Source organism: Halomonas sp. R57-5 (genome assembly GCF_900070345.1).
GTDB lineage: Bacteria > Pseudomonadota > Gammaproteobacteria > Pseudomonadales > Halomonadaceae > Vreelandella > Vreelandella ventosae_B.
On record NZ_LN813019.1, the window covers coordinates 229989 to 253439 of the forward strand.

The following is a 23451-nucleotide window of genomic DNA, read 5'->3' on the forward strand; positions in this document are numbered from 1 at the left end:
TTATCAGCGGTTAGTGAACCAGTGCTCAGTAAGCCATCGACCAGTTCAGGGTGTAAGTACGCCCGCGGCCCTGGTAGTCGTAGAGGTATTCTGGGCCGTAGTAGGGTGAATAAAACATCGCGGCTCGCTGGCCCCAAACGGTGGAGTACTGATCATCCAGCAGGTTCTGCACGCCCAGGCTTAGGGTGCCGAAGTCTGTGTCTTGACTGAGCGATAAATCGAGGGTGGTATTGCCATCGATCTCGCGGTCGGCATCGTCTTTCAGGTCGAAGTTATGGTTGGCCTGCAAGCGCGCCGAGCGAACATAATCTGTCCAGCCGATAAAGGCGGTGGCAGAAGAGAGCGATGCATAGCGGGCGTCACGCTTCTCCCAGTCACCCTGATCGTTTTCTTGCTCAGAACGCACCAAGTGCAGCGTGCCCCCGGCCTCCAGGCCATTATCGAAGTAACGGGTCACGGCGGTTTCCAGGCCGAAGTCGCGTTTCTTTTCGTCCACTACGCTAACGCTTAGATCCTCGGCGTTCTCAACTGCTTTGTCCGACCAAGCGTAGTAAAGCGCCGTTTGGGCCGTCCAATTGCCCCCTTGGTAGCGCCAGCCGAGCTCTACCTGGTCCGTCTCGATGGCAGACAGGGGGTTATTGTCGACACTCACCTCAGGGCTCTTGCCGTAGTACTTGGCGGGATCTGGCAGTTCGAAGCCCTGACTAAACTGCAGCCAGTTCTGGTGACCGTTGCGGTGATCATAGAGGGCGCTGGCATTGAAGAGGGTTGCTTCGTAGTCATTTTCGCCGCCAGGGATCCCCTGGAACTCATCCACTTGGACATCCATGTGCTGCTGACGTACACCGGCAGAGAGTTTGAGTCCCTGAGTGGCTTGCCAGTCGCTCTKCACAAAGCCTGACAGCCCGTCCACCTGATAACCGGGGTAGCGAGGCTCAACTCCCGATGCCTGCTGAACCAGGCCGCCGGAGGCGTCCGAGATGTCGGTATCGAACAGCATCTGGCTGGCATCGAAGGTTTCTCGATCCATATCGAGGCCGTAGGTTAGCGAAACGTCGTCACCCAGGCGCGACTCGAAGAGCGCTTTAATGCCACTTAAATCGGTGTTTTGTTGCGATGCGCGAAATTGCAGGCCGTCGTCGACAGGGTAGGGAAAGGCCTGGAAGCTGGATTCCTCCTCGCGGTGAAACGCCTGTAAGTAGAAATTTTGCCCCCATAGGTTGGCGTGATGATAGTTGACGTTGACCAACTTGCGGTCGGTTTCTGGGTCGCGTTCTGAACGGTAACCGTCGCGAATCTCGGCATTGTTCAAGTTGGGAGTCGCCGCGTCGAGGTTGGGAAAGKAAACGCCGCGATCMCCCTCGTAGCCGGAACGATACAGCTGGGCGCCCAGCTCCAGGCTCTGTTCATCGCTCAATTGGAAGGAGAGGTTGCCCAGTACATCAATGCTGCGATTATCCTGCAGGTCGGTTTGGGCGATATCGGGGAAGATCTCTTGGCCGCTGCCGTCATACTGGCGGCCATTATCCCCAATGGCAGTGCCCAGGTAGCCTTGAACCCGCTCGTTGCCGCCGCTGATCGATTGCGACAGGCGCCGATCCATATCATCGCTGTTGTTGAAGCCGGTGGTGATGCCGGCTTCGGTGCGCCAGTTAAGGCCTTCTTCGCCCTTGCGGGTAATGATATTGATCAACCCCCCGGTAGCGCCGCCGCCATAAAGACTGCTGGCGCCGGAGAGGACTTCCACCCGCTCAATGTTAAAGGGGTCGATGGCGTCGAATTGGCGTGAAAGCCCGCGGGAACTGTTCAGCGACACACCGTCGATAAGCACCTGCACACCACGACCGCGCATATTTTGCCCATAATTGGTGCGCCCTTGCGGTGCCAGATCTAGCCCCGGAACCAGACGCCCCAATGCCGTCTTGAGGTCTGCACCATTGCGGGTCTGTTGTTGCAGCATCTCTTTGTCAATTACCCATACCGCACCGGGGATTTGGCTGATCTGGGTGGGCGTACGAGACCCCACGACCACCATGGTGTCGCCTGCGCCCGCCCCAGAGGAGGCGTTTTGGGCGAAAATGCTGTTGGAGAAACCCAGTAACAGGCCGGTGCCAATAAGCGCAGCAGTTGAAGACGGTGACTTGGGAAAAGGCGATGTTGAAAAGGGCAGCGCGTACATGGTGAACAATCCGCGAACAGTGAGGAGKTAGGAGGCGGAGAGTATCACCAGGAAACACAAAGTCAACGATAGTGATTCGTGTTTATGCGGAGGTCAATGTTTGCTGATAATTGCAGCAATAGGCCATTGCCCTATTGCTGCTTATGAAGCCAAAACGTTAAGCAGGCTTATTCTTTTTGCTCTGTACCTGTATCTGGTTCGGGAGTAGACACCGGCGGCACTTCTGCTTCTACCGGTGTGGCAGTGGAGGTCGTTGACGCTTCAACGGCGGCTTCAAGGTTGGCGACCTGGCGCTCTAATGCCTCTACCCGAGACCGAGTGCGCTGCAGTACGTCCATTAAAATGTCGAAATCTTCCCGTGAGACAAGCTCCAGGCGATCAAATGCGCCGCGCACGACTTGCTGCACGCCCTTTTGAATATCTTCCGGTGCCTGGGAGGCGTTTTGTAAACGGTCGCCAATCTGCTGGGCCAGTCGGCTAATGCGGTCTTGAGGCGCCATCGCTGCTCTCTCCTTAATAACTCGCTAAATGAACATCTATAAAAATTGCTTACCGGTAAGGATACGCAACAGTTGGCGAATTCGCATGCGCCGCGTGCATTTCCTGTTAAGCGCGTGGTTTGCATCGAAATAGAGCAGGCGACTTTTGCTTACGCTCTTTTTTGGTGCAATAGCCGTGCTGAGAGAATGAGTTTGCCCAGATTTAGCGCTGTAGTGCGCTTCAATTGTTGGCTAATAAGCTGACTTATAAGAAAAAAAAGTCAGCTGGCACAGTATGCGCATTATCGGTTCAGGTGCTTATTCTGGCGGCTGTGCCGCTACCAATCTAGCAGGACTTATCCAGCAGGGGAGATCCGGGATGAAACTCATCACCGCTATCATCAAGCCATTTAAGCTCGACGACGTCCGTGAGGCATTAGCCGACAACGGCGTTCAGGGCATTACGGTCACTGAAGTTAAAGGTTTTGGCCGTCAGAAAGGGCATACCGAGTTGTATCGTGGCGCGGAATACGTCGTCGACTTTCTACCCAAGGTAAAAGTGGAAGTGGCCGTGGACGATGCTCGCCTAGAGAGCGKGCTAGATGCTATTTGCAGTGCGGCTAATAGCGGCAAGATCGGTGACGGCAAGGTGTTTGTGACACCGCTTGAAGACGTTATTCGGATTCGGACAGGCGAACGCGGTGCAGACGCCGTTTAAAGCTGTTTTTTCGGATCATTTCTATAGTTCAACGGGGAACTTACAATGAATGAGTTGACTGATCTGAGCTACGCGCTCGATACGTTCTACTTTCTAATATGTGGTGTGCTCGTCATGTGGATGGCCGCTGGCTTCTCCATGCTAGAAGCGGGCTTAGTACGCTCCAAGAACACCGCTGAAATCCTCACTAAAAACATCGCGCTGTTTGCGATTGCCTGCACCATGTATCTATTGGTGGGCTACTACATCATGTACTCCAGCAGCGCGGGCGGCTTCCTACCCAACCTGGGTTTCCTGATTGGCGCTGAAAACAGCGTGGATGCGGTGACCGCAGGTGGCGACGACGCACCTTACTACTCCATGCGTTCCGACTTCTTCTTCCAGGTAGTTTTCGTTGCGACCGCTATGTCGATTGTGTCGGGCGCGGTTGCCGAGCGTATGAAACTTTGGGCGTTTCTKGCCTTTGCTGTGGTCATGACCGCGGTTATCTACCCGGTGTCTGGCTACTGGACCTGGGGCGGCGGTTGGTTGTCTGAAGTGGGCTACTCTGACTACGCGGGTTCAGGCATTGTGCACCTTGCCGGTGCGGCTGCAGCGCTAGCAGGTGTGATTGTGCTGGGCCCACGTAAAGGTAAATACGGTAAAGATGGCTCAATCCACGCTATTCCAGGCGCCAACATGCCGTTGGCAACGCTGGGTACTTTCATCCTGTGGATGGGGTGGTTCGGTTTCAACGGCGGTTCTGAGCTCAAGCTGGCGGCGGTTGATTCTGCTAACAATGTGGCGCAAGTGTTTGTGAATACCAACGCTGCGGCGGCAGGTGGTGTGATTGCCGCACTGATTCTGGCCAAACTGTGGTTCCGTAAAGCCGACCTGACCATGGCGTTGAACGGTGCACTTGCTGGTCTTGTAGCGATTACGGCTGATCCGCTCTCTCCGACCGCACTGGGTGCCACTATTATTGGCGCGGTTGGCGGCATCATCGTAGTGGCTGCCATCGTGACGCTGGATAAAGTGAAACTGGATGACCCGGTCGGTGCGATCTCAGTACACGGTGTTGTGGGTATCTGGGGTGTGCTGGCGGTGCCATTGACCAACGACGGTGCATCATTTGGTGCTCAGATCATCGGTATCGTAGGTATCTTCGCTTGGGTTTTCCTGGCAAGCCTGGTGGTATGGCTGATCTTGAAAGCCATCATGGGCATCCGGGTTAGCGAAGAAGAAGAGTACGAAGGCGTGGATATCGCCGAGTGCGGTCTTGAAGCCTATCCCGAATTCGGCATTAAGAAATAAACAGCGGTATGAAGAAATAACTTAATGCTGATCAAGTGAGCTGGCGTGCTCCTTACGGCCTCCCCTTAGTGGGAGGCTTTTTTATTCTCTGCCAATAGCGGTGTATGCTGGTAGTTAGCGGTCATCGGTTGCGACACGCGCAGCCATGCAACCCGACCCCATCATGGCCACCCAGTTAGAGGATATGGTAATGAAATTGATCACAGCTATTATCAAGCCGTTTAAGCTCGACGATGTGCGCGAGTCGCTCTCTGATATCGGTGTACAGGGTATTACGGTGACGGAAGTGAAGGGCTTTGGGCGCCAGAAAGGGCATACCGAGCTGTATCGCGGTGCTGAGTATGTGGTGGACTTCCTGCCTAAAGTGAAGCTGGAAGTTGCTGTGGACGACGATATGGCCGAGCAGGTGATTGATGCCATCACCCAGGTAGCTAACACCGGTAAAATCGGCGACGGCAAAATCTTTGTGATGCCGCTAGAGCAGGTGATCCGTATCCGTACCGGCGAAACGGGCAAAGATGCGGTTTAGGTTTGTGAATTGTGAATTGTAAGGCGTAAGTCGCACAAAGCCCCTGTGGATCATCTCCAGCAGGGGCTTTGTATTAGTGATACATCACTATAGCGGCTAAAATTTTTCCACTCACCACTCACCACTCACCACTCACCACTCACCACTCACCACTCACTTCTCGACAAACGCACGCTCGATGACGTAGTCGCCTGGCTCGCCCATGCGCGGCGAGATGTTCAGGCCCAGCTCGTCGAGCAGTGCGCTGGTATCGTCCAGCATGGCGGGGCTGCCGCAGATCATCGCACGGTCTTGGCGCGGGTCGATGGGCGGCAGGCCAGTGTCTTCAAACAGCTTGCCCGTACGAATATGGTCGGTCAGGCGCCCCATGGTATGGAACTCTTCCCGGGTAACGGTCGGGTAGTAGACCAGCTTTTCAGCGATGTCTTCACCCAGGTACTCATGGGCTGGCAGCTCTTTGGTGATAAAGTCGGCGTAGGCTAATTCAGAGACTTCGCGCACACCGTGAACCAGCACGATTTTCTCAAAGCGCTCGTAGACTTCCGGGTCTTGGATCAAGCTCATAAACGGTGCCAGGCCGGTGCCGGTTGAAAGCATGTAAAGGTTACGACCCGGCAGTAGATCATCGCATACCAGCGTGCCAGTGGGCTTGCGGCTAACCATAATCTGGTCGCCCACTTTCAGGTGCTGAAGGCGCGAAGTGAGCGGGCCATCGGGCACTTTAATGCTGAAGAACTCCAGGTGGTCTTCGTAGTTGGGACTGGCAATAGAGTAAGCGCGCATCAGCGGTTTGCCATTCACTTCCAAACCAATCATCACAAACTGGCCGGTTTTGAAGCGCAGGCTACGCTCGCGGGTAGTGCGGAAGCTAAACAGGGTCTCGTTCCAGTGATGAACGCTAAGCACTTCTTCCAGAGCAAACTTACTCATGCCATTGTCTCCATTAGCCGATGCTGGCGCTGATCGCATCGGTCATATTCTTAAAAAGAATAAAAATGATTAAATCTGTTGCCAGCAAGTCTAAGCAAAGGGTGGTATATCTGTTAAGCGAATTATATTGATAACGGTTATCTGAAAAATAGATATAGATCAAATAAAGGTCAGACGCTATGCACTATACTCTGCGGCAGTTGGAAGTCTTTGTGGCGGTCGCCCAGCACGAGAGCGTCTCCCATGCGGCGCGGGCGTTGGCCATGTCGCAATCAGCGACCAGCACGGCGCTTGCGGAGCTTGAGCGGCAGTTCGACTGCCAACTGCTGGACCGCATCGGCAAGCGCTTAAAACTCAACGCCTTGGGTTTTCAGCTGTTGCCCAAAGCGGTCGCGTTGCTTGACCGTGGTGAAGAGATCGAAGAGCTTCTACGTGGGCAGAAAGGGGTGGGGTCGCTGGATGTCGGCGCCACGCTGACCATCGGTAACTATTTGGCCACACTGCTTATCAGCGACTTTATGCAGCGCCACCCCGGTAGCCGGGTGCGCTTGGCAGTGCGCAATACGCGCCATATTATCGAAGGCGTGCGCCAGCACTCGCTGGATCTGGGGTTGATTGAAGGGCAGTGCGACGATGACATGATCATCAGCCAGCCCTGGGTGGAAGATGAGCTGTGCGTGTTTTGCTCGCCACGCCATCCGCTGGCGGGCCGTGAGCATCTTGAGTTAGAACAGTTGCTGCGTGAGGATTGGATTATGCGCGAAGAGGGCTCTGGCACGCGCATGACCCTGGAGCACGCCGCCCGCCACCGCCGAAGCCGGTTTAACACCCTGCTGGAACTAGAGCATACGGAAGGTATTAAGCGTGCTGTGGAGTCAGGGCTTGGGATTGGCTGTGTCTCGCGTTTGGCGCTGCGTGATGCCTTCCGGCGCGGCAGCTTGGTGCCGCTGCCCACGCCGGAGTTGGATCTAAAGCGTCAGTTCACGTTTATCTGGCACCGGCATAAATACCTCACCACTGGCGTGCGCGAGTTCCTGCGGCTGTGCCGTGAAATGACCGCAGGAGCCAAGCGCAGCGACGATATTGCGCTGCCGCCAATTCCTTAAGCGGTTAAAATGATGGTAACGCCTTGGCCGATTTTGAGGTTAGAGGCGCGGGCGGATGTTGAGACAGCTTGAAGCTGCTAATCGTGCCTGCCAGGTGGTCGGCCTGCTCTTTTAGCTGCTCGGCAGCGGTTGTGGACTCTTCGACCATGGCCGCGTTTTCCTGGGTCATGCGATCCAGTTCTGCGACGGCAATATTGACCTGATTAATGCCATCACTCTGCTCGCTGGTGGCCGCATTGATTTCTTCCAGCACGTCGGTCACACGGGTAATGTGCGCCACGATATCCTGCATAGTGTTTCCGGCATTACGCACCAAGTTGGTGCCGTTATTCACTTTGCTTTGTGAGTCTTCAATCAGTTTTTGAATATCGTTGGCGGCATCACTGCTACGCCCAGCCAGCTTGCGTACCTCATCGGCCACCACGGCAAAACCACGGCCATGCTCGCCAGCCCGAGCGGCTTCCACTGAGGCGTTAAGCGCCAGCAGGTTGGTCTGAAACGAAATACTGTTCATCAAGGTGACAATCTCACCGATCTTATCCGAAGCGTGGGTAATGTCTTCCATGGTGGTCACCACATTTGCGACAACCTTCCCACCTTCGTTGGCTACCTCTGAGGCGGTTTGGGAGAGCTTGTTGGCTTCTTTTGCGGAGGCCGCCGTGTGTTGAACCGTGCTGGTGATTTCCTCGATCGATGCAGAGGTCTGCTGCAGGCTAGCGGCAGCGTTATCGGTACGACGAGACAAATCCTGACCACCCATGGCGATCTCGTTGGCCGCGTGGTGAACCGACTCGCTGCTGGTGCGTACATCGATTAATACGGCCTCCATTTTACCTACGAAACGGTTGAAGGCCTTGGCAATTTGAGTGACTTCATCATTACCCTCTTCGGGCAAGCGTCGGGTTAAATCGCCCTCTCCCGAGGCGATATCATCCATCGCATTACGAACTCCCAGCAAGCGGCGTAGCAGCAGAGAAAGCAGCAAACCGAAGACCACTGCCGTGATTGCGGCCACAATCAGTAGCGTGACTATCGATGTAGTGGCGATGGCGCGCAGGCCCGCTGTTGCCTCGTGTTCGTCCAGTGCCACAATCAACTGCCAGCCACTGCTACCACCCACGTTATTGCCCATTAGCAACGTATCGCTGTTTTGCAGTGAAAGTGATTGGGGTTCATCGGCTTGGGCGATTTCGCTAAGTCGGGTGTTGGTCAGTTCATCGCTCAAACGTGTGGAAGGTTCGAGCGTCATGTCAGCGTCAGGATGCGCGATCAGGGTGCCGTCTTCTGTGGTTAAAAAACCAAAACTGGAAGGCGTAGGGGCAATGCCGGTAACAATTTCGATCACATCCTCGATGGTAATATCCGCACCAATGACTGCGGCCAGCTGCCCATTACGGTAGAAAGGGCGTGCAAAGGTAACGATTAAGCCCCCCGTTTGGGCATCCGTGTAAGGTGCCGTAATAATGGTCTCTTGCGCTTCGGCTGCGCCTTGGTACCAGGGCCGCTGACGCGGGTCGTAATCGCTGGGGGGCTGCCATCCATCGGAAAAAATAGCGTCTGGTGTGGAAGGGTAAGCAATGTAGGCTGTCATAAAGCTGCCTGAGCCAGCCAGTTGGCGTAGTGCGGCAAGTGGGTCATCGCTATTGGCTGCATCATCCATGCTGGAAAGCATGGTATAGCGTGCGTTAAACCACTCGTTGATAGCTTGCGTATTACCGTTAACCACGGCGCTAAGATTGCGCGTTATTTGCTGGCTATTATGGTGTTTTACGGTGGTGTAACTGGCAATGCCGTTAATCACTAGGGCGAGGGTAATCGCCACTAGAGCGGCTAATAGTATGCGTGCTCGGAGGGAAGATAACATGGTCGCTCTCGACGTCGAAGTGCATGTCGGTACTCAGGGGGAAGTACCGTTTATAATAGCTTCTAAATTATCGGCGAGAGCGACCATTACTTTAGGATAATTAATAGGTTATAAGGTTAAAACGACTAGCGTAAATCGCTCACGGCAGTTTGAATATCTGCCAGCGAGGCTTTACTTAGGTCTTTCGAAAGGGAGTGAATGACTAGTTTTTGCGTGGGGCCATCGAGTTTGTCACGTAGCAGGCCCAAAAATTTGGGTGGCGCTACCATGATTAGCTTCTCCATGCTGTTACCTACTCGCGCGCTATAAAGACGCTGAGCGACTTCTTTCGCGAACAGCTCGTTTTCATGTTTAGTGGCAGTTCCCTCTTCGCCTGCCGAGCGTGCCGTGCTGGACATCGACTCGTGCACATCGCCTCGGCCGTCGGTGATCAAGTCACCTTCATGCAGTCGCCCTTCTGCGTGAACCAGACTCTCCTGCTCCGCCAGCGTTAAGGCATCACGAGTAAAGATACGTGCGCGAGCGGCGTCGGCTACCACGATATAGGTTGTCATCGCTGTGCATACTCCATGTCGTTGATGGTTCATTAACCATGGCAAGCGTTTGGCGTTAGGTCAAACACTTGCCACGGTTTAAGCCACGGGGTTAAAGCACCTTACTGCGCAGCAGGCTGGTAATGGCTTCGCCGATCAATACCAACACAATGATAGCGATCAAAATGGTCGCCACGGTTGGCCAGGCGAAGGTATCAATCGCACCCTGTAGGATGACCCCAATACCCCCGGCGCCCACTAAACCAAGCACGGTCGATTCGCGGATATTGATATCCCAGCGTAGGATGACAATGGCAAAAAAGGCCGGCATCACTTGCGGCACAATCGCGTAGGCGACCMCCTTGGCCTTGGAGGCCCCGGTGGCTTCCATCGCTTCCACTGGGTTACGGTCAATCTCTTCAATCGCCTCTCCCATCAGCTTGCCGATAAAGCCAATCGAGCGAAATACGATGGCGAGGATACCCGCTAGTACCCCAGGGCCGAAAATCGCCACGAACAGTAGCGCCCAAATAATCGTGTTGACTGAACGGCTGGAGACCAGAATGAAGCGCCCCAACCATAGGCAAGCACGGTTAGGCGTGGTGTTCTGAGCCGCAATATAGGCTACCGGTAGCGCCAAAAATATCGTCAGAAAGGTGGCTAGAGTGGCGATATGCACGGTCTCAATCAGTGCGGCGATAATACCGTTAAGCCCCGCTGCACTGGGTGGCCACATGCGAGCCCCAAGCCCGGAGATCTGATTCGGTGCATCCCATACCCAGGGCCAGAAGATATCAATGTCGCGCACCGCCCATACCACCACGATCAATGTGACTAAAAGTACGGCATAACGGATCAGGCGCTGTGTGCGGTCGTAGCGTTGCCAGACCCGGTCGGCGAGTTGCTGTGCGTGATCTACCATATTTTTTTCCTTACCCAACCGCTGATACCTTCGCTGAGCAAAATGACCGCGATGATAATAAGTAGAATCGCAAAGGCGAAGTCGTAGTCGTAGCGGCCAAAGGCGTTCATCAGCGTGCCGCCAATGCCGCCCGCCCCAACAATCCCGACCACTGCGGAAGCGCGCAGGTTGCTGTCCAGTTGGTACATGGAAAGCCCGACCTGGCGAGGCAATATCTGTGGAAATACAGCGTAATACAGAATTGCCACATAACCCGCGCCAGCGGCTTTCATCGCTTCCACTTGCCCCCAGTTAATCTCTTCGATTTCTTCGGCAAGCAGTTTGCCGACGAAGCCGATTGAGTAGAGCGTTAGGGTAAGAATACCCGCTAAGGGGCCAAAGCCCACGGCGGCCACAAACAGAATCGCCACAATCACCGGGTGGAAACTGCGCGATATGATAATCACCGCCCGGCCAATAATATAAATTGGCATGGGAGCAATATTACGCGCAGCCATCACAGCAAATGGAATCGACAGAAAGACCCCCAGTAGCGTCGCCAAAATGGCGATTTGGAAGCTCTCTTTAAAGCCTGTTAACAGTAGCTCGTAGCGCTCCAGATTGGGCGGGAAGCCGCCGCTAAAAATACGTGCGGCGCGGGGCAAACCTTCAGAGATACGCGCCCAGTTGAACGGCAGTGATCCGAACGCCCAGACCAAATAGGCCCCTGCGACGATAATCAGCCCGTAGCGCAGTAGCGGGTTGGCAATAAACGGCGGCTTTTTCCAAGTACGGAGTGCTGTGGAATGAGCGTCAGGTGGAGTCATGGGTGTGCTCCTCCGCTGGTGTATCCGTGATTGCATCGTCCGGTGCGTCAATCCCCCCGTAGATGGCATCCAGCGCGTCTTTATTGAAGTCCTTGGGTAGGCCATCAAAGATCATCTTGCCGTGGCGTAGGCCTACAATGCGCTCGGTATAGGTTTTGGCCTGAGCGACGTTGTGGATATTAATCAGCACCGGCAGCGAGAGCTCGCTGGCCAGGCTTTGCAGCAGAATCATGATCTGCTCAGAGGTGCGAGGGTCAAGCGAGGCGGTGGGCTCATCGGCAAGCAGCACCTCAGGCTCTTGCATCAAGGCGCGCACCACACCTACCCTCTGGCGCTCGCCACCGGAAAGCTCATCAGCGCGCTTGTTGGCGTAGTGAGCGATGCCCACGCGCTCCATCAGCACGAACGCACGCTCAATATCAGCCTGGGGGTAGCGGCGTGAAATCGCCTGATACAGGTTTACGTAGCCTAGCCGCCCGGCGAGCACGTTCTCCATGACGGTTAAGCGATCCAGCAGGTTAAAACCTTGGAATACCATGCCGATTTTGCGTCGCGCGCGGCGTAATTCAGCGCCTTTAAGGTTAACCAGCTCATTGCCATTGAGTTTGATAGAGCCGGACGTTGGTTCTACCAAGCGGTTAATGCACCTCAGCATGGTGCTTTTACCAGCGCCTGAAGCGCCTACGATAGAAACAACGCTGTTTCCCTCTACCCTGAGGTCGAGCCCTTTCAGCACGGCTTCATCGTGGCCATAGCGTTTGACCAGATTGGTAATTTCCAGCATGTGTTCGCTTCCATCGTCGAGAAAATAATCGCACCGCCGAAAGCGGTGCGCTACGTTTTACTCTTCCAAGTTTTCGGGCGTATAGCTCACGTCATTGGCTGCTTGGATGGTGCGAATCACCTGCCAGTTATCTTGGTAGTTGATGGGTATGAATTTTTCGACGCCTTCAAACTCTTCACCTAGCTCGGTGCCAACAAAATCAAAGCTGAAAAAGGCCTCTTCGATTTTTTCGACCAGATCTGGGTGTAAGTTGTGCGCGTAGTTATACGAGGTAGTCGGGAAACGGTCTGATTCGTAGATCAGGCGCACGTCTTCTTCATCGTAAAGACCGCGTGCCGCCATCCGTTCGACCACTTCGGAAGCGACCGGAGCAGCATCGTAATCTTGGGCCACGACGCCCAGCATGGATTGGTCGTGGCTACCTGAGTAGACCACTTCGTAATCCTCGTCGGGGGTAATGCCGAGTTCAGGCAGCAATGCGCGGGGGGCTAAGTTGCCCGAGTTAGAGGTGGGTGAGGTGTGAGCAACGCGTTTGCCTTTGAGATCCTCAACCTCATGAATGTCAGAGTCAACGTGGGTAAACAGTTGCAGTGTATAGCCAAATTGACCGTCATCAGAACCCATTAACGCAAACGGCACTGCACCGGCCAAGTTCACCGCAAACGGCGTGGGGCCAGTGGAGAAACCGGCGATATGCAGCCGCCCGCTGCGCATCGCTTCTACTTGGGCAGCGTTAGACTGCACTGCAAAGAAGCGCACATCGCGCTCGGTAACTTCAGACAAATGATCGATAAAGGGCTGCCAGATATCTGAATAGATCGCCGGGTCTTCGACCGGGGTGTAAGCAAAGATAAGGGTGTCGGGGTTGTCCCACTCGGATTCATCGGCGGGGCGGTCAGCGACCATGTCACCGTTTTCATCGCAATAAATGGTATCTAAGTCACCACGTTCACATTCCGCATAAGCGTGGGAAGAGAGCAGAGCGAGCGGTAGCAGAGATGCAGCGGTAAGCATCGCAAGCGGGCGCTTGCGGAAGAGCGAAGTTGCCATGGTAAGCCTCGTTTGTGCGTTATTGTTGTGTTCTTTCTATGCATCGAGCTGTGTTGCCTTTGCTGCGTTTTGCCACTACTGAAAACAAAAAATGTTTCGTAAGTGGACATTCCGCGTCCAGGATGGTTATTTTCGAAAGCAGACACCTTCAATCTAGGGTTTGTGACAAACTTATGTCAAATACTTTACGGCCACTCTCCGACCATTGGCGCAACCGCTATTTACTAATGCGCCACGGCCATAGCCAAGCCAATCAGCAGGGCGTGATTGTTAGCTCGCCGGAGCGCGGTGTGGCGGACTTCGGCCTTTCCGAGCTGGGCGAGCAACAGCTTGTCCAGAGGGTGGCCGACTGGCAGTGGCCGACACCAACGCTTGTCGTACACTCGGATTTTCTGCGCACGACGCAAACGGCTGCCCACATCGCCGCCGCGTTTGGACTCACCCCAAGCGTAGAGACGCGCTTGCGAGAGCGTTATTTTGGCGAGTTTGAGGGGCAGAGTGATGATCGCTACTCCAGCATATGGGCGTTAGACGCTGAAGATGCCGAGCACACTCACCATCGGGTAGAAGCAGTAAGCGCGGTAGCCACGCGTATGCAGGCAGTGATTGATGGGTGGGAGCAAAAGGCCAGCGGTGAAACCATTGTGCTGGTCAGCCACGGCGATCCGCTACAGATTCTGCTTACCGCGCTGGCGGGGAAGTCGCTGGCGACCCATCGTGAGCAAACCCCGTTAGCGCCCGCGAGCATCACGCTTTATGGGAGTAGCGTGTAATCCCCTAAGGAGACTGTGTGGTAACCTCAAAGAAAAAGTAAAGGGACCCTACTATGCCTGCTCCTTTCTCGCCGGATGCGCCGAGCCTGCTAAAAGCCCTCTCTATAGGCAGCAGTGCCCTAATTGACGAGCATTTTTGGAGCGATGGCGTCGATCAACTACTGGCAGCGCTAGGKGAAGCGTCGGGTGTCAATCGCGTGTGGATATTTCAAACCATAGAACGCAACCCAAGCGGTGTCCTGCAGGATTTTGTTTTTGAGTGGGCATCCTCATCGCACTATCGTGAGCGAACGCAAAAACGCTTTCGCTTTTTTACCACGCTGATCGATGATGACGAATATGAGGAAATGGTCAATCGTCGCGAGCGAGGTGAGTCGCACACCTGTATTACCTCGCGGGTGGCTCTTGGTACGCTGCGCGACAATTTAGAAAGCCAGTCGATTCAGTCGATGGTCACCGTGCCCATTATGGTGGATGGCCAGTGGTGGGGCACGCTGGGCTTTGACGACTGTGAGCGAGAAGTCGATTGGGAAGGTGCTGGGCTGCAAGCGCTAGTGATCGGCGCTGAGCTGATCGCCTCGGCTATTTATCGTCAGCAGCTTACCCGCAGGCAGCGTCAGGTTGATCTACTGCAGCAGGTCGCCGCCTGTGGTACCTGGGAGATCAATGCGCGCAGCGGTGCTACCTGGTGCTCTTCGGCGTTGCTGCTCTCGCTGGGTTATCCTGGCGATTACGCTAGGCTCCCGTTGCGTCGCTTGCTGGCGCATGCCATGCCCGCCGACCGGTTACGCGTGTTTGGATTGATACGCGAGTGCCAGCAGCGCCTGCAAACCCAATGCCGTATTGATGTGCAGCTCAGGGTAGCGTCGGGTCATTGGCGCTGGCATGAACTGGTGATGGAGRGCTACTACACCGCTGATGGGTATTTGGCGCGGATCGGCGGCTTGGTCATCGACATTAGCCAACGCAAAAAAATCGAAGAGCAGGCCTGGGTGGCCGCGGAGTTCGATGCCCTGACCGGCACGCGTAACCGGCGTGGTTTGGCTAATCACTTAGCGCAACTCCATGAGTGTCAGGCAGAGGCTACCCATTATGTACTGATGATTGATATTGATTACTTCAAGCATATCAATGATCGCTACGGCCACCCTGCGGGGGACGCCCTGTTAGTGGAAATGGCTAAGCGTGTCCATGAGGTTCTGCGTCCTGAGGATTGCTTAGCGAGACTAGGCGGAGAAGAGTTTGCCGTTACGGCGGGTGAGTTATCCCACCAGCAGGTGGTGCAACTGGGTGAGCGTATTCGCGAACGCATCGCCCAGCAGCCGTTTTACCTGACGGCGGGGGATTTGCAAACGCCGACGATAGTGACGCTCACTGTGAGCATTGGCATTGCGCCGCTGACGCTCTCCAGTGATTTAGACCACAGTCAGGCAGTGGCTGTCGCCCAGGCCGACCAAGCCCTCTATGCGGCCAAAGAAGCGGGGCGCAATCGCGTCGTGGCGTACTGGTAAGCTTGAAAACAACGACTGGTAAGCGCTATCTATGTCTGAGACGGCGGAATCCAGGCGATCATATCGACTTCCACATCGGCGCCGCCCGCTAAGCCGGTCACCCCAATGCAGGTGCGGGTAGGTAACGGCTGTGGGAAGTAGCTGGCGTAGACCTTATTCACCTCCTCAAAGTGGCCCATATTGGTAATAAATACCCGAGACTGAACCACATATTCGAAGGCGCTGCCGACTTCTTCCAACACAATCGCCAGATTCTGCATCACCCGGTGGGTCTGTTCGGTGAAGGTACCCAAGAGCATCTCGTTAGTTTCTGGCACCGTCGGCATTTGCCCGGTGATAAACACCAAGTCGCCTACGCGACAGGCGTGGGAAAACGGGGCGATGGGCTGGGGTGCGCGGTCAATAAACAGCTTTTCAATCATACGTTTATCCTTTTTTGGCTGTTTTTAATAGCTGTTATTTTTAAAGCCTATTCAACATCATGGGCCTCAAGTGAGGCCCATGATGACGTACTTATCCACAGCTACTTTTCTGCTGGGGCTGTGTATTAATGCCCCAGAATCTGGCTTAGGAACAGCTGAGTACGCTCGGATTGTGGGTTATTGAAGAAGGGCTCCGGTGCGTTCTCTTCAATGATCTGCCCCTGATCCATAAAGATCACCCGGTCAGCCACTTTCTTGGCGAAGCCCATTTCGTGGGTGACACAGATCATGGTCATGCCTTCTTCCGCTAGCTCGACCATAACGTCGAGTACTTCCTTGATCATCTCGGGGTCGAGTGCGGAGGTGGGCTCATCGAACAGCATGACGTCGGGGTGCATGCAGAGTGAGCGGGCAATGGCCACGCGCTGTTGCTGACCGCCTGAGAGCTGCCCTGGGTACTTGGTCGCCTGTTCGGCAATGCGTACGCGCTCCAGATACTCCATGGCCAGGGCTTCGGCCTCTTTGCGGGGCTTCTTTTGCACCCACATTGGCGCGATACAGCAGTTCTCCAGCACCGTTAAGTGAGGGAATAGGTTGAAGTGTTGAAACACCATGCCAACGCTGCGACGAATCTGCTCAATGCGCTTAACGTCTTGGGTCAGCGGTACACCGCCCACCACGATTTCACCTTTTTGGTGCTCTTCAAGGTGGTTAATGCAGCGAATCAGCGTTGATTTACCCGAACCCGAAGGGCCACAAACCACGATCCTCTCGCCGCGTTTTACCTCCAGGTAAATATCACGCAGTACGTGAAAGTCGCCGTACCACTTGTTTACGTTGCGCATCTCGACCATCAGGTCAGAAGTACTGGTGCCAGCGGTGTTGGTGGCTGCTTGTGTCATGTTGAAGTCCTACTCAAAACGTAAAGAGATTCGGCAATCGTACATAAGCGAGTACTTGAACTAGTGCTTATGGCCGGTATTTAACTTGCGTTCCAGGTACTGGCTGTAGCGCGACATGCTGAAACAGAAAATCCAGAATATGAACGCGGCAAATACATACCCCTCAATAGAGAAGCCCAGCCAGCGCGAGTCGGAAAGCGCCGCTTGCACAATGCCCAACAGGTCAAACAGCCCGATGATCATCACCAGGGTGGTGTCTTTAAATAGCGAGATAAACGTATTGACGATACCCGGAATCATCATTTTCAGCGCCTGGGGCATCACGATTAATCCCATACGCTTCCAGTACGTCATACCCAGCGCCGCAGCGGCTTCGTCCTGACCTTTGGGAATGGCCTGTAAGCCACCGCGAATAACCTCGGCCATATAGGCACTCTGGAACAGTGTGAGGCCGATCAAGGCGCGTACCAGGCGATCCACGCTGAGTTCTGAAGGCAGGAACAGCGGCAACATCACCGAGGCCATAAACAGAATGGTGATGAGTGGCACGCCACGCCAGAACTCTATAAAAATCACGCAGAAGGTTTTGACGATGGGCATGTTCGAACGACGCCCAAGGGCGAGCACGATGCMAATCGGCAGTGCGCMAATCATGCCCACGCTGGCCAGTAGCAGGGTCAGCATTAAGCCGCCCCAGCGGTGGGTGGAAACCCGCGGCAAATCAAAGTAGCCGCCGTGTAGTAGCACGTAGGCGATCACCGGGAATATCAGTAAGGCAAACACCACTACCCACCGCTTGAAGGGTAGGCGGGGAATCACCATCCAAGCGATAATCGCTGCAAACATGCCAAACACGATATTGGCGCGCCAATACTCCTCACTGGGGTAAAGGCCGTACATAAACTGGGAAAACCGCGCGTTGACGAATACCCAGCAGGCACCCACTCGTGAGCAATCTTCACGGCTATCGCCCACCCAGTCGGCATCAATAAATGCCCACTGAACCGTTGGCACCACCAGCAGGTACAGTACATACAGGCCCAACAACGTGAAGATGCTGTTGATTGGGCCGTTAAACAGATTGCCGCGCAGCCAGGCAACCGGGCCAATGGTGCCTTTAGGGGCCGGGCGCTGAGGTATGGTTTCTTTGTTGTGAATCATGGGGTCGCCTCCGGCCTAGCGTTCGACCAGCGCAACGCGAGCGTTGAACCAGTTCATAAACATGGACACCAGCAAGCTGATGATCAGATATACCGCCATGGTCATGGCAATCACTTCGATTGCCTGACCGGTCTGGTTGAGCGTGGTGCCGGCAAAAACCGAGACTAAGTCGGGGTAGCCGATGGCGGTGGCCAGTGACGAGTTTTTAATCAGGTTAAGATATTGGCTGGTGAGCGGCGGAATGATGACGCGCATGGCCTGGGGGATGACCACCAAACGTAGGACTAATTTGCGCGGCAAGCTCAATGCCTGGGCAGCTTCCGTTTGGCCATGGGGAATAGCCTGGATGCCCGAGCGCACAATTTCCGCAATGAAAGAAGCAGTATAGATAGACAGCGCCAGCCACAGGGCCAAAAATTCGGGGATGATGGTAATACCACCGCCGAAGTTAAAGCCGCGCAGTACCGGCATCTCCCAGGTGACCGGGACTCCAGTGGCCACCAATATCAGCAGCGGCAGGCCAAAAATAATCACTAGCGACATCCAGAAAACCGGTAGACGTTTACCGGTGGCCTCGTGGCGACGCTTATTCCAGATAACCAGTGCAATGCTGGCAATGATTGCCACCACAAAGGTGAGAGGGATCAATCCAAACCCTGACTCGAAAAGCGGTTGAGGTAAGTACAGCCCGCGAACATTGAGGAAAATGGCTTCGCCAAACGCCATACTTTCCCTGGCACTGGGTAAGGTACGCAGCACAGCGAAGTACCAGAAGAAGATTTGCAGCAGCAGCGGGATATTGCGAAACGTTTCGATATAGGCGTTGGCAAGACGAGCGATCAGCCAATTGGGCGATAGCCGCGCGATACCGACGATAAAACCAATAATCGAGGCAGCTAACACCCCCAATCCACCGACGAGCAGTGTATTGAGCAAGCCAATTACAAAGGTGCGGCCGTAGGTACTTTGGGAGGAGTACTCGATTAAGCTTTGTCCAATACCAAAGCCGGCTGTGTTGCCCAGGAAGCCGAAGCCTGTGGTGATGCCGCGGGCGTTCAGGTTGGCTTGGGTATTGCCGATAATATAGATCAGGAAAGCCGCTACAACGGCGACTAAAATGAGCTGGAAAATAAGTGCGCGCTTAGCGCGGTCTCGCCAAAACGGCGGCTTGTGGCCGGCGGGGCGAACGTTAGGTCTTACAGACATGGATGGCGTCTCCGCTATACGGAAGGTCAATCAGATGGCCCGCCATCCCCTGAAAACAGGGTGGCGGGCCGGGGTCAAGCGAGACGCTTAGCGAATCGGCGGTGCGTACTGAATGCCACCTTCGGTCCAGAGCTCGTTAATACCGCGCTCAATTTCCAGCGGTGAATCCATACCTACGTTACGGTCAAACGTTTGGCCGTAGTTACCAACTTGGCTGATGATGTTGTAAGCCCAGTCAGCTTCTAAGCCCATCTCTTCGCCATAGTTGCCGTCTTGACCCAGCAAACGAGCGATATTGGGATCTTCTGACTCAAGCATGTCGTCGACGTTATCGCTGTCTACGCCGTACTCTTCAGCGTTGATCATGGCGAACAGCGACCATTTCACAATGTTGAACCAGGTGTCGTCGCCTTGACGAACCACAGGGCCTAGTGGCTCTTTGGAAATAACGTCAGACAGAATCATCGATGCTTCAGGATCATCTAGCTGAATACGTAGCGCTGCCAGCTGAGAGGTATCAGACGTTAGCACGTCACAGCGGCCGGCTTGATAGCCACCCACGGTTTGCTCAGAGGTATCAAATACGATCGGGTTGAATTCCATGTCGTTAGCACGGAAGTAGTCAGCCAGGTTCAGCTCGGTAGTGGTGCCAGACTGAATGCAGATGGAGGCGCCGTCGAGTTCATCAGCACCGGTAATACCCAGGTCACGGGATACCATGAAGCCCTGGCCGTCGTAAAAAGTAACCCCGGTGAAGTTCAGGCCCAGAGTAGTATCGCGGGTAGTGGTCCAAGTGGTATTACGTGATAGAACGTCGACTTCACCTGATTGCAGGGCGGTGAAGCGCTCCACGGCGTTGAGTGAAATATAGTTGACGGCTTCTGAGTCGCCGAGTACCGCTGCCGCTACAGCGCGGCATACATCAACGTCGATACCTTGCCAGTTACCGTCGTCGTCCGGAGCTGAGAAGCCCGGCAAACCATCGCTCACACCACACTGAACGGCGCCACGCTCAATGGTATCTTCCAGGGTGTCGGCTTGAGCAGTCGCCATTCCCGCCAGGCTAAGTGAGCCAGCGGACGCTAGAAGCGCTAGGTGTTTTTTATTGAACATTTAGTTTCCCTCGAAGTTCTTGAAATTGGTTATTGAAATCAGTGATTGAAATCTTTGTGCATGCCGTAGCATGTAACTAAACCTAGCAAGGAAGATGCCAACAAGGGTACAGGCGTTAATTCAGCGCTTTTCAACGCTACTCAACGAATTCGAGACGAAGGTATAGGTGCAAGAATGGTAATTGCCCACCCCGCTTTGCACCTTTATAGGGCAAGCTGAGGTGGGCGGTGACTAAAGGCGGGCAAAGCGATAGTGCGTTTACTCGGTCGCAAAGGCCTTGCGCATAAACGGCGGTAGGGCGAGAGCGCCACGATGGGCTTCAACGCTGTAGTACTCAAGCGGCAGGTCGTGGCCGGCGGCTGCCTGCTCGCGGAAGGTATTCACGTCGGTGGCTTTACCCGCCAATGTCACGCTCCACCAGCCTGAGGGATAAACCGGCTGCGGGAAGGGTAGCGTTGCAACGCTGTCAAAACCGGCTTTCAACATGTCGTTGCGCAGCTCACGGATGATTGTGCCGCTGTGGTAAAGCGGTGATTCGCTCTGCTGCACCATGACGCCGCCGCTTTTCAAAATACGGTGGCAGCGCTTTAAAAAGTCGGTTTTAAATAGTCCTTCAGCAGGCCCAACCGGGTCGGTGGAATCGATAATCAGCACATCGATGCTCTCATCAGGTGCATCGTCCACCCACTTGACGCCATCGGCGAACAGCAACTCGGCGCGCGGGTCGTGATTCGATTCTACCAACGACGGGAAGAAACGCTCAGACGCCTTGGTAACTTCTTCATCGATATCAATCTGAGTAACTTTCTCAACGCCTGGGTGGCGCAGCACCTCTTTTAAGGTGCCGCAGTCGCCGCCGCCGATGATCACTACCCGCTTGGGGTCTTGATGGGKGAACAGCGCCGGATGGGCGATCATCTCGTGGTAGAGAAAATTATCGCGATCGGTCAGCATCACGCAGCCATCCAGCACCATTAAGTTGCCGTAGGTCTCAGTGGCGTAGACCTCCAAATGCTGGTATTGGCTCTGTACATCCAGCAGCTTTGCAGAGATTTTCAGTGAGAAAGCGCTGCCGTGGCTATCAAAGACTTCGGTAAACCACTGGTCGTCGCGTAATTCGCTCATCAATTGGCTCCTGAATGCGGTGTATGGGTGTGCGTCGGTATATCCCGGTGATACTGCGGGCTTAGCTCGTGCAGCGCCTCCATAAAGGCGGTGACGTTATCGGGATTGGTAAACTGGCTGATACCGTGGCCTAGGTTAAACACGTGACCAGAGCCGTGGCCGTAGCTTTCCAGCACCCGGGCCACTTCGGCGCGGATGGCGGAGGGGCGGGCAAACAGCACATTAGGGTCCAGGTTACCCTGTAGCGCTACTTTATGGCCGACTCGGGCGCGAGCGTCTGAAAGCTCGGTGGACCAGTCGATACCCAGCGCATCGGCACCAGCGCAGGCAATATGCTCAAGCCACTGGCCGCCATTCTTGGTGAACAAAATCACAGGTACCCGACGACCATCGTGCTCGCGAATCAGCCCGGAAACGATCTGCTCCATATAGCGCAGCGAGAACTCAAGGTAAGCCGGGGTAGAAAGCGCGCCGCCCCAGGTATCGAAAATTTGCACCGCCTGGGCGCCGGCACGAATCTGCGCGTTCAGGTAGTCGGTTACCGCATGCGCCAGCGTATCCAGCAACTGGTGCATGGTGTCCGGCGTATCGTAAAGCATGGTTTTCAGATGGCGGAAGTCTTTGCTGGAGCTGCCTTCGACCATATACGTCGCTAGCGTCCAGGGGCTGCCGGAGAAACCAATCAGCGGCATACGGCCATTCAACTCCCGGCGAATGGTCGACACTGCGCGCATCACGTAATCCAGGTCGCGCTCGGCGTCGGGGACGCTGAGTGCGGCGACCTCTTCTGGGGTGCGCACGGTTTTGCGGAATTTAGGGCCTTCGCCGGTTTCAAAATAGAGACCCAAGCCCATGGCATCAGGGATAGTTAAAATATCTGAAAACAGAATCGCCGCATCTAGCGGGTAGCGCTCTAGAGGCTGCAGGGTAACTTCGCAGGCCAGGTCATGGTTGCGGCACAAATCCATAAAGCTGCCTGCATCGGCCCGTCTGGCGCGGTATTCCGGCAGGTAGCGGCCCGCTTGACGCATCATCCACACCGGGGTGCGGTCGACGGGCTGGCGCGCTAGCGCACGAAGGAATCGATCATTTTGCAAAGGTGTAGTGGTCATAGGCACTTGCTCTTAAGAAATTTGCCCGCATCGTACTTAAAGCCGTATCGGGTATCGTATGTGCGCAATTGTACTTGAAGATAGCCGCTAGGGCGGCGTACTGGATGGCAAAAATCGTCGCACCCAGTCAATTTTTCTCGCCTAATTAGCCGATTTTAGCTTCTTTGCCAACGTGAGGCGTGCGCCGCTTCCTGTTAGAATACTGGCCCACTTTGCCAACACTGGTGTGGTTAACTGGTTTGGTCAATCAGCGAGGTAACCTGTGACCATTCGCTTCATTGCCGCTTCCCGGCTGCCCACGCCCTGGGCAACATTTACTATGCATGGCTTCGAAGATGAGGCCACCGGCAAGGATCATATCGCCCTAACGCTGGGTGATGTGACCGGCGACGAGCCTGTGTTGGGGCGGGTGCACTCCGAGTGTTTGACCGGCGATGCGCTGTTTTCCATGCGCTGCGACTGCGGCTACCAACTGCAGGAAGCGCTTAAACGTATCGCTGAAGAGGGCCGCGGCGTGCTGTTTTACCTGCGCCAAGAAGGACGCGGTATTGGTCTGTTAAACAAAATTCGCGCTTATCACCTGCAGGATCAAGGCGCCGACACGGTCGAGGCTAACGAGCAGCTCGGTTTTGGCGCCGACATGCGCCGCTACGATCTGTGCGTGCCAATGCTCAACCATCTGGGGGTGACATCGCTTAGGTTAATGACCAATAMCCCGCGCAAGGTGGATGCCCTCACCCGCGATGGCGTGAATGTGGTCGAGCGCCTACCGATCACCACCGGCCTGAATCCCCATAACGAGCAGTATCTGTCTACCAAAGCAGGCAAGCTCGGCCATATGATGGCGTTGGATGATTTCACCCACGCCAGCGATGTGGATATTGAGCGTAAGGGGTGATAGAAGGAGTGCTATTAGGAGGAGTTCGTAAGGAG

At 54.9% G+C, this 23451-nt stretch carries 23 protein-coding genes; 7 read left to right on the forward strand and 16 right to left on the reverse strand.

From position 1 onward, the window contains the following. Positions 1 to 25 precede the first annotated feature (25 nt). The gene (locus tag HALO_RS01110; protein ID WP_231896787.1) at positions 26 to 2179 is read right to left on the reverse strand and encodes a TonB-dependent receptor; all 2154 of its coding nucleotides are present in this window, start codon (positions 2177 to 2179) and stop codon (positions 26 to 28) included. Positions 2180 to 2346: 167 nt separating this feature from the next. Further along, positions 2347 to 2679 (reverse strand): accessory factor UbiK family protein, encoded by a 333-nt coding sequence (locus HALO_RS01115; protein WP_035581918.1) that lies wholly within the window; start codon positions 2677 to 2679, stop codon positions 2347 to 2349. A gap of 358 nt (positions 2680 to 3037) precedes the next feature. On the opposite strand from HALO_RS01115, the gene HALO_RS01120 reads away from it, so the two are divergent. From HALO_RS01120 to glnK, 3 genes are all read left to right on the forward strand, one after another. Continuing rightward, complete coding sequence (locus HALO_RS01120; protein ID WP_050712868.1) at positions 3038 to 3376, forward strand: P-II family nitrogen regulator; 339 nt, start codon at positions 3038 to 3040, stop codon at positions 3374 to 3376. 45 nt (positions 3377 to 3421) lie between these two features. Continuing rightward, entirely contained in the window at positions 3422 to 4669 is a 1248-nt protein-coding gene (locus tag HALO_RS01125) for an ammonium transporter (protein WP_035581916.1), read from the forward strand. A 190-nt stretch (positions 4670 to 4859) separates the two neighbouring features. Beyond that, positions 4860 to 5198 (forward strand): P-II family nitrogen regulator, encoded by a 339-nt coding sequence (glnK, locus tag HALO_RS01130; protein ID WP_007112362.1) that lies wholly within the window; start codon positions 4860 to 4862, stop codon positions 5196 to 5198. Between the two features lie 153 nt (positions 5199 to 5351). Here glnK and HALO_RS01135 read toward each other — a convergent pair whose 3' ends face one another. Continuing rightward, positions 5352 to 6128, reverse strand: a complete 777-nt coding sequence (locus HALO_RS01135) for a ferredoxin--NADP reductase (protein WP_035581911.1) — start codon at positions 6126 to 6128, stop codon at positions 5352 to 5354. Between the two features lie 179 nt (positions 6129 to 6307). On the opposite strand from HALO_RS01135, the gene HALO_RS01140 reads away from it, so the two are divergent. Then, on the forward strand, positions 6308 to 7234 hold the full coding sequence (locus HALO_RS01140) for a LysR family transcriptional regulator (protein ID WP_009286188.1): 927 nt from the start codon (positions 6308 to 6310) through the stop codon (positions 7232 to 7234). A gap of 4 nt (positions 7235 to 7238) precedes the next feature. Here HALO_RS01140 and HALO_RS01145 read toward each other — a convergent pair whose 3' ends face one another. The 6 genes from HALO_RS01145 to phnD all read right to left on the reverse strand — a co-directional run bounded on the left by HALO_RS01145 (position 7239) and on the right by phnD (position 13193). Beyond that, complete coding sequence (locus tag HALO_RS01145; protein ID WP_035581909.1) at positions 7239 to 9098, reverse strand: methyl-accepting chemotaxis protein; 1860 nt, start codon at positions 9096 to 9098, stop codon at positions 7239 to 7241. A 125-nt stretch (positions 9099 to 9223) separates the two neighbouring features. Further along, positions 9224 to 9652, reverse strand: a complete 429-nt coding sequence (locus HALO_RS01150; protein ID WP_035581907.1) for a host attachment protein — start codon at positions 9650 to 9652, stop codon at positions 9224 to 9226. Between the two features lie 91 nt (positions 9653 to 9743). Beyond that, the gene (phnE, locus tag HALO_RS01155; protein ID WP_050712869.1) at positions 9744 to 10553 is read right to left on the reverse strand and encodes a phosphonate ABC transporter, permease protein PhnE; all 810 of its coding nucleotides are present in this window, start codon (positions 10551 to 10553) and stop codon (positions 9744 to 9746) included. After that, positions 10547 to 11359, reverse strand: a complete 813-nt coding sequence (gene phnE, locus HALO_RS01160; protein ID WP_035581902.1) for a phosphonate ABC transporter, permease protein PhnE — start codon at positions 11357 to 11359, stop codon at positions 10547 to 10549. The genes phnE (HALO_RS01155) and phnE (HALO_RS01160) overlap by 7 nt, the downstream gene beginning before the upstream one ends. Beyond that, entirely contained in the window at positions 11346 to 12143 is a 798-nt protein-coding gene (phnC, locus tag HALO_RS01165; RefSeq protein WP_035581900.1) for a phosphonate ABC transporter ATP-binding protein, read from the reverse strand. Before phnC ends, phnE (HALO_RS01160) begins: the two co-directional genes overlap by 14 nt. Before the next feature lie 57 nt (positions 12144 to 12200). Then, positions 12201 to 13193, reverse strand: coding sequence for a phosphate/phosphite/phosphonate ABC transporter substrate-binding protein (gene phnD, locus HALO_RS01170; RefSeq protein ID WP_035581898.1), 993 nt, complete (start codon positions 13191 to 13193; stop codon positions 12201 to 12203). Between the two features lie 173 nt (positions 13194 to 13366). Between phnD and HALO_RS01175 the strand changes: the two genes are divergently transcribed. Both HALO_RS01175 and HALO_RS01180 read left to right on the forward strand, forming a co-directional pair. Next, positions 13367 to 13966, forward strand: coding sequence for a histidine phosphatase family protein (locus tag HALO_RS01175; protein ID WP_035581896.1), 600 nt, complete (start codon positions 13367 to 13369; stop codon positions 13964 to 13966). Positions 13967 to 14019: 53 nt separating this feature from the next. Next, positions 14020 to 15477 (forward strand): sensor domain-containing diguanylate cyclase, encoded by a 1458-nt coding sequence (locus HALO_RS01180; RefSeq protein ID WP_050712870.1) that lies wholly within the window; start codon positions 14020 to 14022, stop codon positions 15475 to 15477. 29 nt (positions 15478 to 15506) lie between these two features. Here HALO_RS01180 and HALO_RS01185 read toward each other — a convergent pair whose 3' ends face one another. The 7 genes from HALO_RS01185 to hemE form a co-directional block, all read right to left on the reverse strand. Continuing rightward, positions 15507 to 15899 carry a RidA family protein gene (locus tag HALO_RS01185; RefSeq protein WP_035581893.1) on the reverse strand — a complete coding sequence of 131 codons (393 nt, stop codon included), beginning with the start codon at positions 15897 to 15899 and terminating at the stop codon, positions 15507 to 15509. A gap of 125 nt (positions 15900 to 16024) precedes the next feature. After that, on the reverse strand, positions 16025 to 16801 hold the full coding sequence (locus HALO_RS01190) for an amino acid ABC transporter ATP-binding protein (RefSeq protein ID WP_197671965.1): 777 nt from the start codon (positions 16799 to 16801) through the stop codon (positions 16025 to 16027). Between the two features lie 60 nt (positions 16802 to 16861). After that, complete coding sequence (locus HALO_RS01195; RefSeq protein WP_050712871.1) at positions 16862 to 17962, reverse strand: amino acid ABC transporter permease; 1101 nt, start codon at positions 17960 to 17962, stop codon at positions 16862 to 16864. Between the two features lie 15 nt (positions 17963 to 17977). Then, positions 17978 to 19168: an amino acid ABC transporter permease gene (locus tag HALO_RS01200; protein WP_035581889.1), complete on the reverse strand. Its 1191-nt coding sequence runs from the start codon at positions 19166 to 19168 to the stop codon at positions 17978 to 17980. Between the two features lie 87 nt (positions 19169 to 19255). Continuing rightward, entirely contained in the window at positions 19256 to 20281 is a 1026-nt protein-coding gene (locus HALO_RS01205; RefSeq protein ID WP_035581887.1) for an amino acid ABC transporter substrate-binding protein, read from the reverse strand. 258 nt (positions 20282 to 20539) lie between these two features. Further along, positions 20540 to 21406 carry a polyamine aminopropyltransferase gene (gene speE, locus HALO_RS01210; RefSeq protein ID WP_050712872.1) on the reverse strand — a complete coding sequence of 289 codons (867 nt, stop codon included), beginning with the start codon at positions 21404 to 21406 and terminating at the stop codon, positions 20540 to 20542. Next, on the reverse strand, positions 21406 to 22518 hold the full coding sequence (gene hemE / locus HALO_RS01215) for a uroporphyrinogen decarboxylase (protein WP_035581883.1): 1113 nt from the start codon (positions 22516 to 22518) through the stop codon (positions 21406 to 21408). The genes speE and hemE overlap by 1 nt, the downstream gene beginning before the upstream one ends. Before the next feature lie 262 nt (positions 22519 to 22780). On the opposite strand from hemE, the gene ribA reads away from it, so the two are divergent. Further along, positions 22781 to 23416, forward strand: a complete 636-nt coding sequence (ribA, locus tag HALO_RS01220) for a GTP cyclohydrolase II (protein ID WP_050712873.1) — start codon at positions 22781 to 22783, stop codon at positions 23414 to 23416. The last annotated feature ends 35 nt before the right edge of the window (positions 23417 to 23451 follow it).

Bases quoted from the DNA above. Each gene is read 5' to 3' on its own strand.
- HALO_RS01115 (WP_035581918.1), bottom strand. From the start codon at position 2,679: ATGGCGCCTCAAGACCGCATTAGCCGACTGGCCCAGCAGATTGGCGAC.
- glnK (WP_007112362.1), top strand. From the start codon at position 4,860: ATGAAATTGATCACAGCTATTATCAAGCCGTTTAAGCTCGACGATGTG.
- HALO_RS01135 (WP_035581911.1), bottom strand. From the start codon at position 6,128: ATGAGTAAGTTTGCTCTGGAAGAAGTGCTTAGCGTTCATCACTGGAAC.
- HALO_RS01140 (WP_009286188.1), top strand. From the start codon at position 6,308: ATGCACTATACTCTGCGGCAGTTGGAAGTCTTTGTGGCGGTCGCCCAG.
- HALO_RS01145 (WP_035581909.1), bottom strand. From the start codon at position 9,098: ATGTTATCTTCCCTCCGAGCACGCATACTATTAGCCGCTCTAGTGGCG.
- HALO_RS01150 (WP_035581907.1), bottom strand. From the start codon at position 9,652: ATGACAACCTATATCGTGGTAGCCGACGCCGCTCGCGCACGTATCTTT.
- phnE (WP_035581902.1), bottom strand. From the start codon at position 11,359: ATGACTCCACCTGACGCTCATTCCACAGCACTCCGTACTTGGAAAAAG.
- phnC (WP_035581900.1), bottom strand. From the start codon at position 12,143: ATGCTGGAAATTACCAATCTGGTCAAACGCTATGGCCACGATGAAGCC.
- phnD (WP_035581898.1), bottom strand. From the start codon at position 13,193: ATGGCAACTTCGCTCTTCCGCAAGCGCCCGCTTGCGATGCTTACCGCT.
- HALO_RS01175 (WP_035581896.1), top strand. From the start codon at position 13,367: ATGTCAAATACTTTACGGCCACTCTCCGACCATTGGCGCAACCGCTAT.
- HALO_RS01185 (WP_035581893.1), bottom strand. From the start codon at position 15,899: ATGATTGAAAAGCTGTTTATTGACCGCGCACCCCAGCCCATCGCCCCG.
- HALO_RS01190 (WP_197671965.1), bottom strand. From the start codon at position 16,801: ATGACACAAGCAGCCACCAACACCGCTGGCACCAGTACTTCTGACCTG.
- HALO_RS01200 (WP_035581889.1), bottom strand. From the start codon at position 19,168: ATGTCTGTAAGACCTAACGTTCGCCCCGCCGGCCACAAGCCGCCGTTT.
- HALO_RS01205 (WP_035581887.1), bottom strand. From the start codon at position 20,281: ATGTTCAATAAAAAACACCTAGCGCTTCTAGCGTCCGCTGGCTCACTT.
- hemE (WP_035581883.1), bottom strand. From the start codon at position 22,518: ATGACCACTACACCTTTGCAAAATGATCGATTCCTTCGTGCGCTAGCG.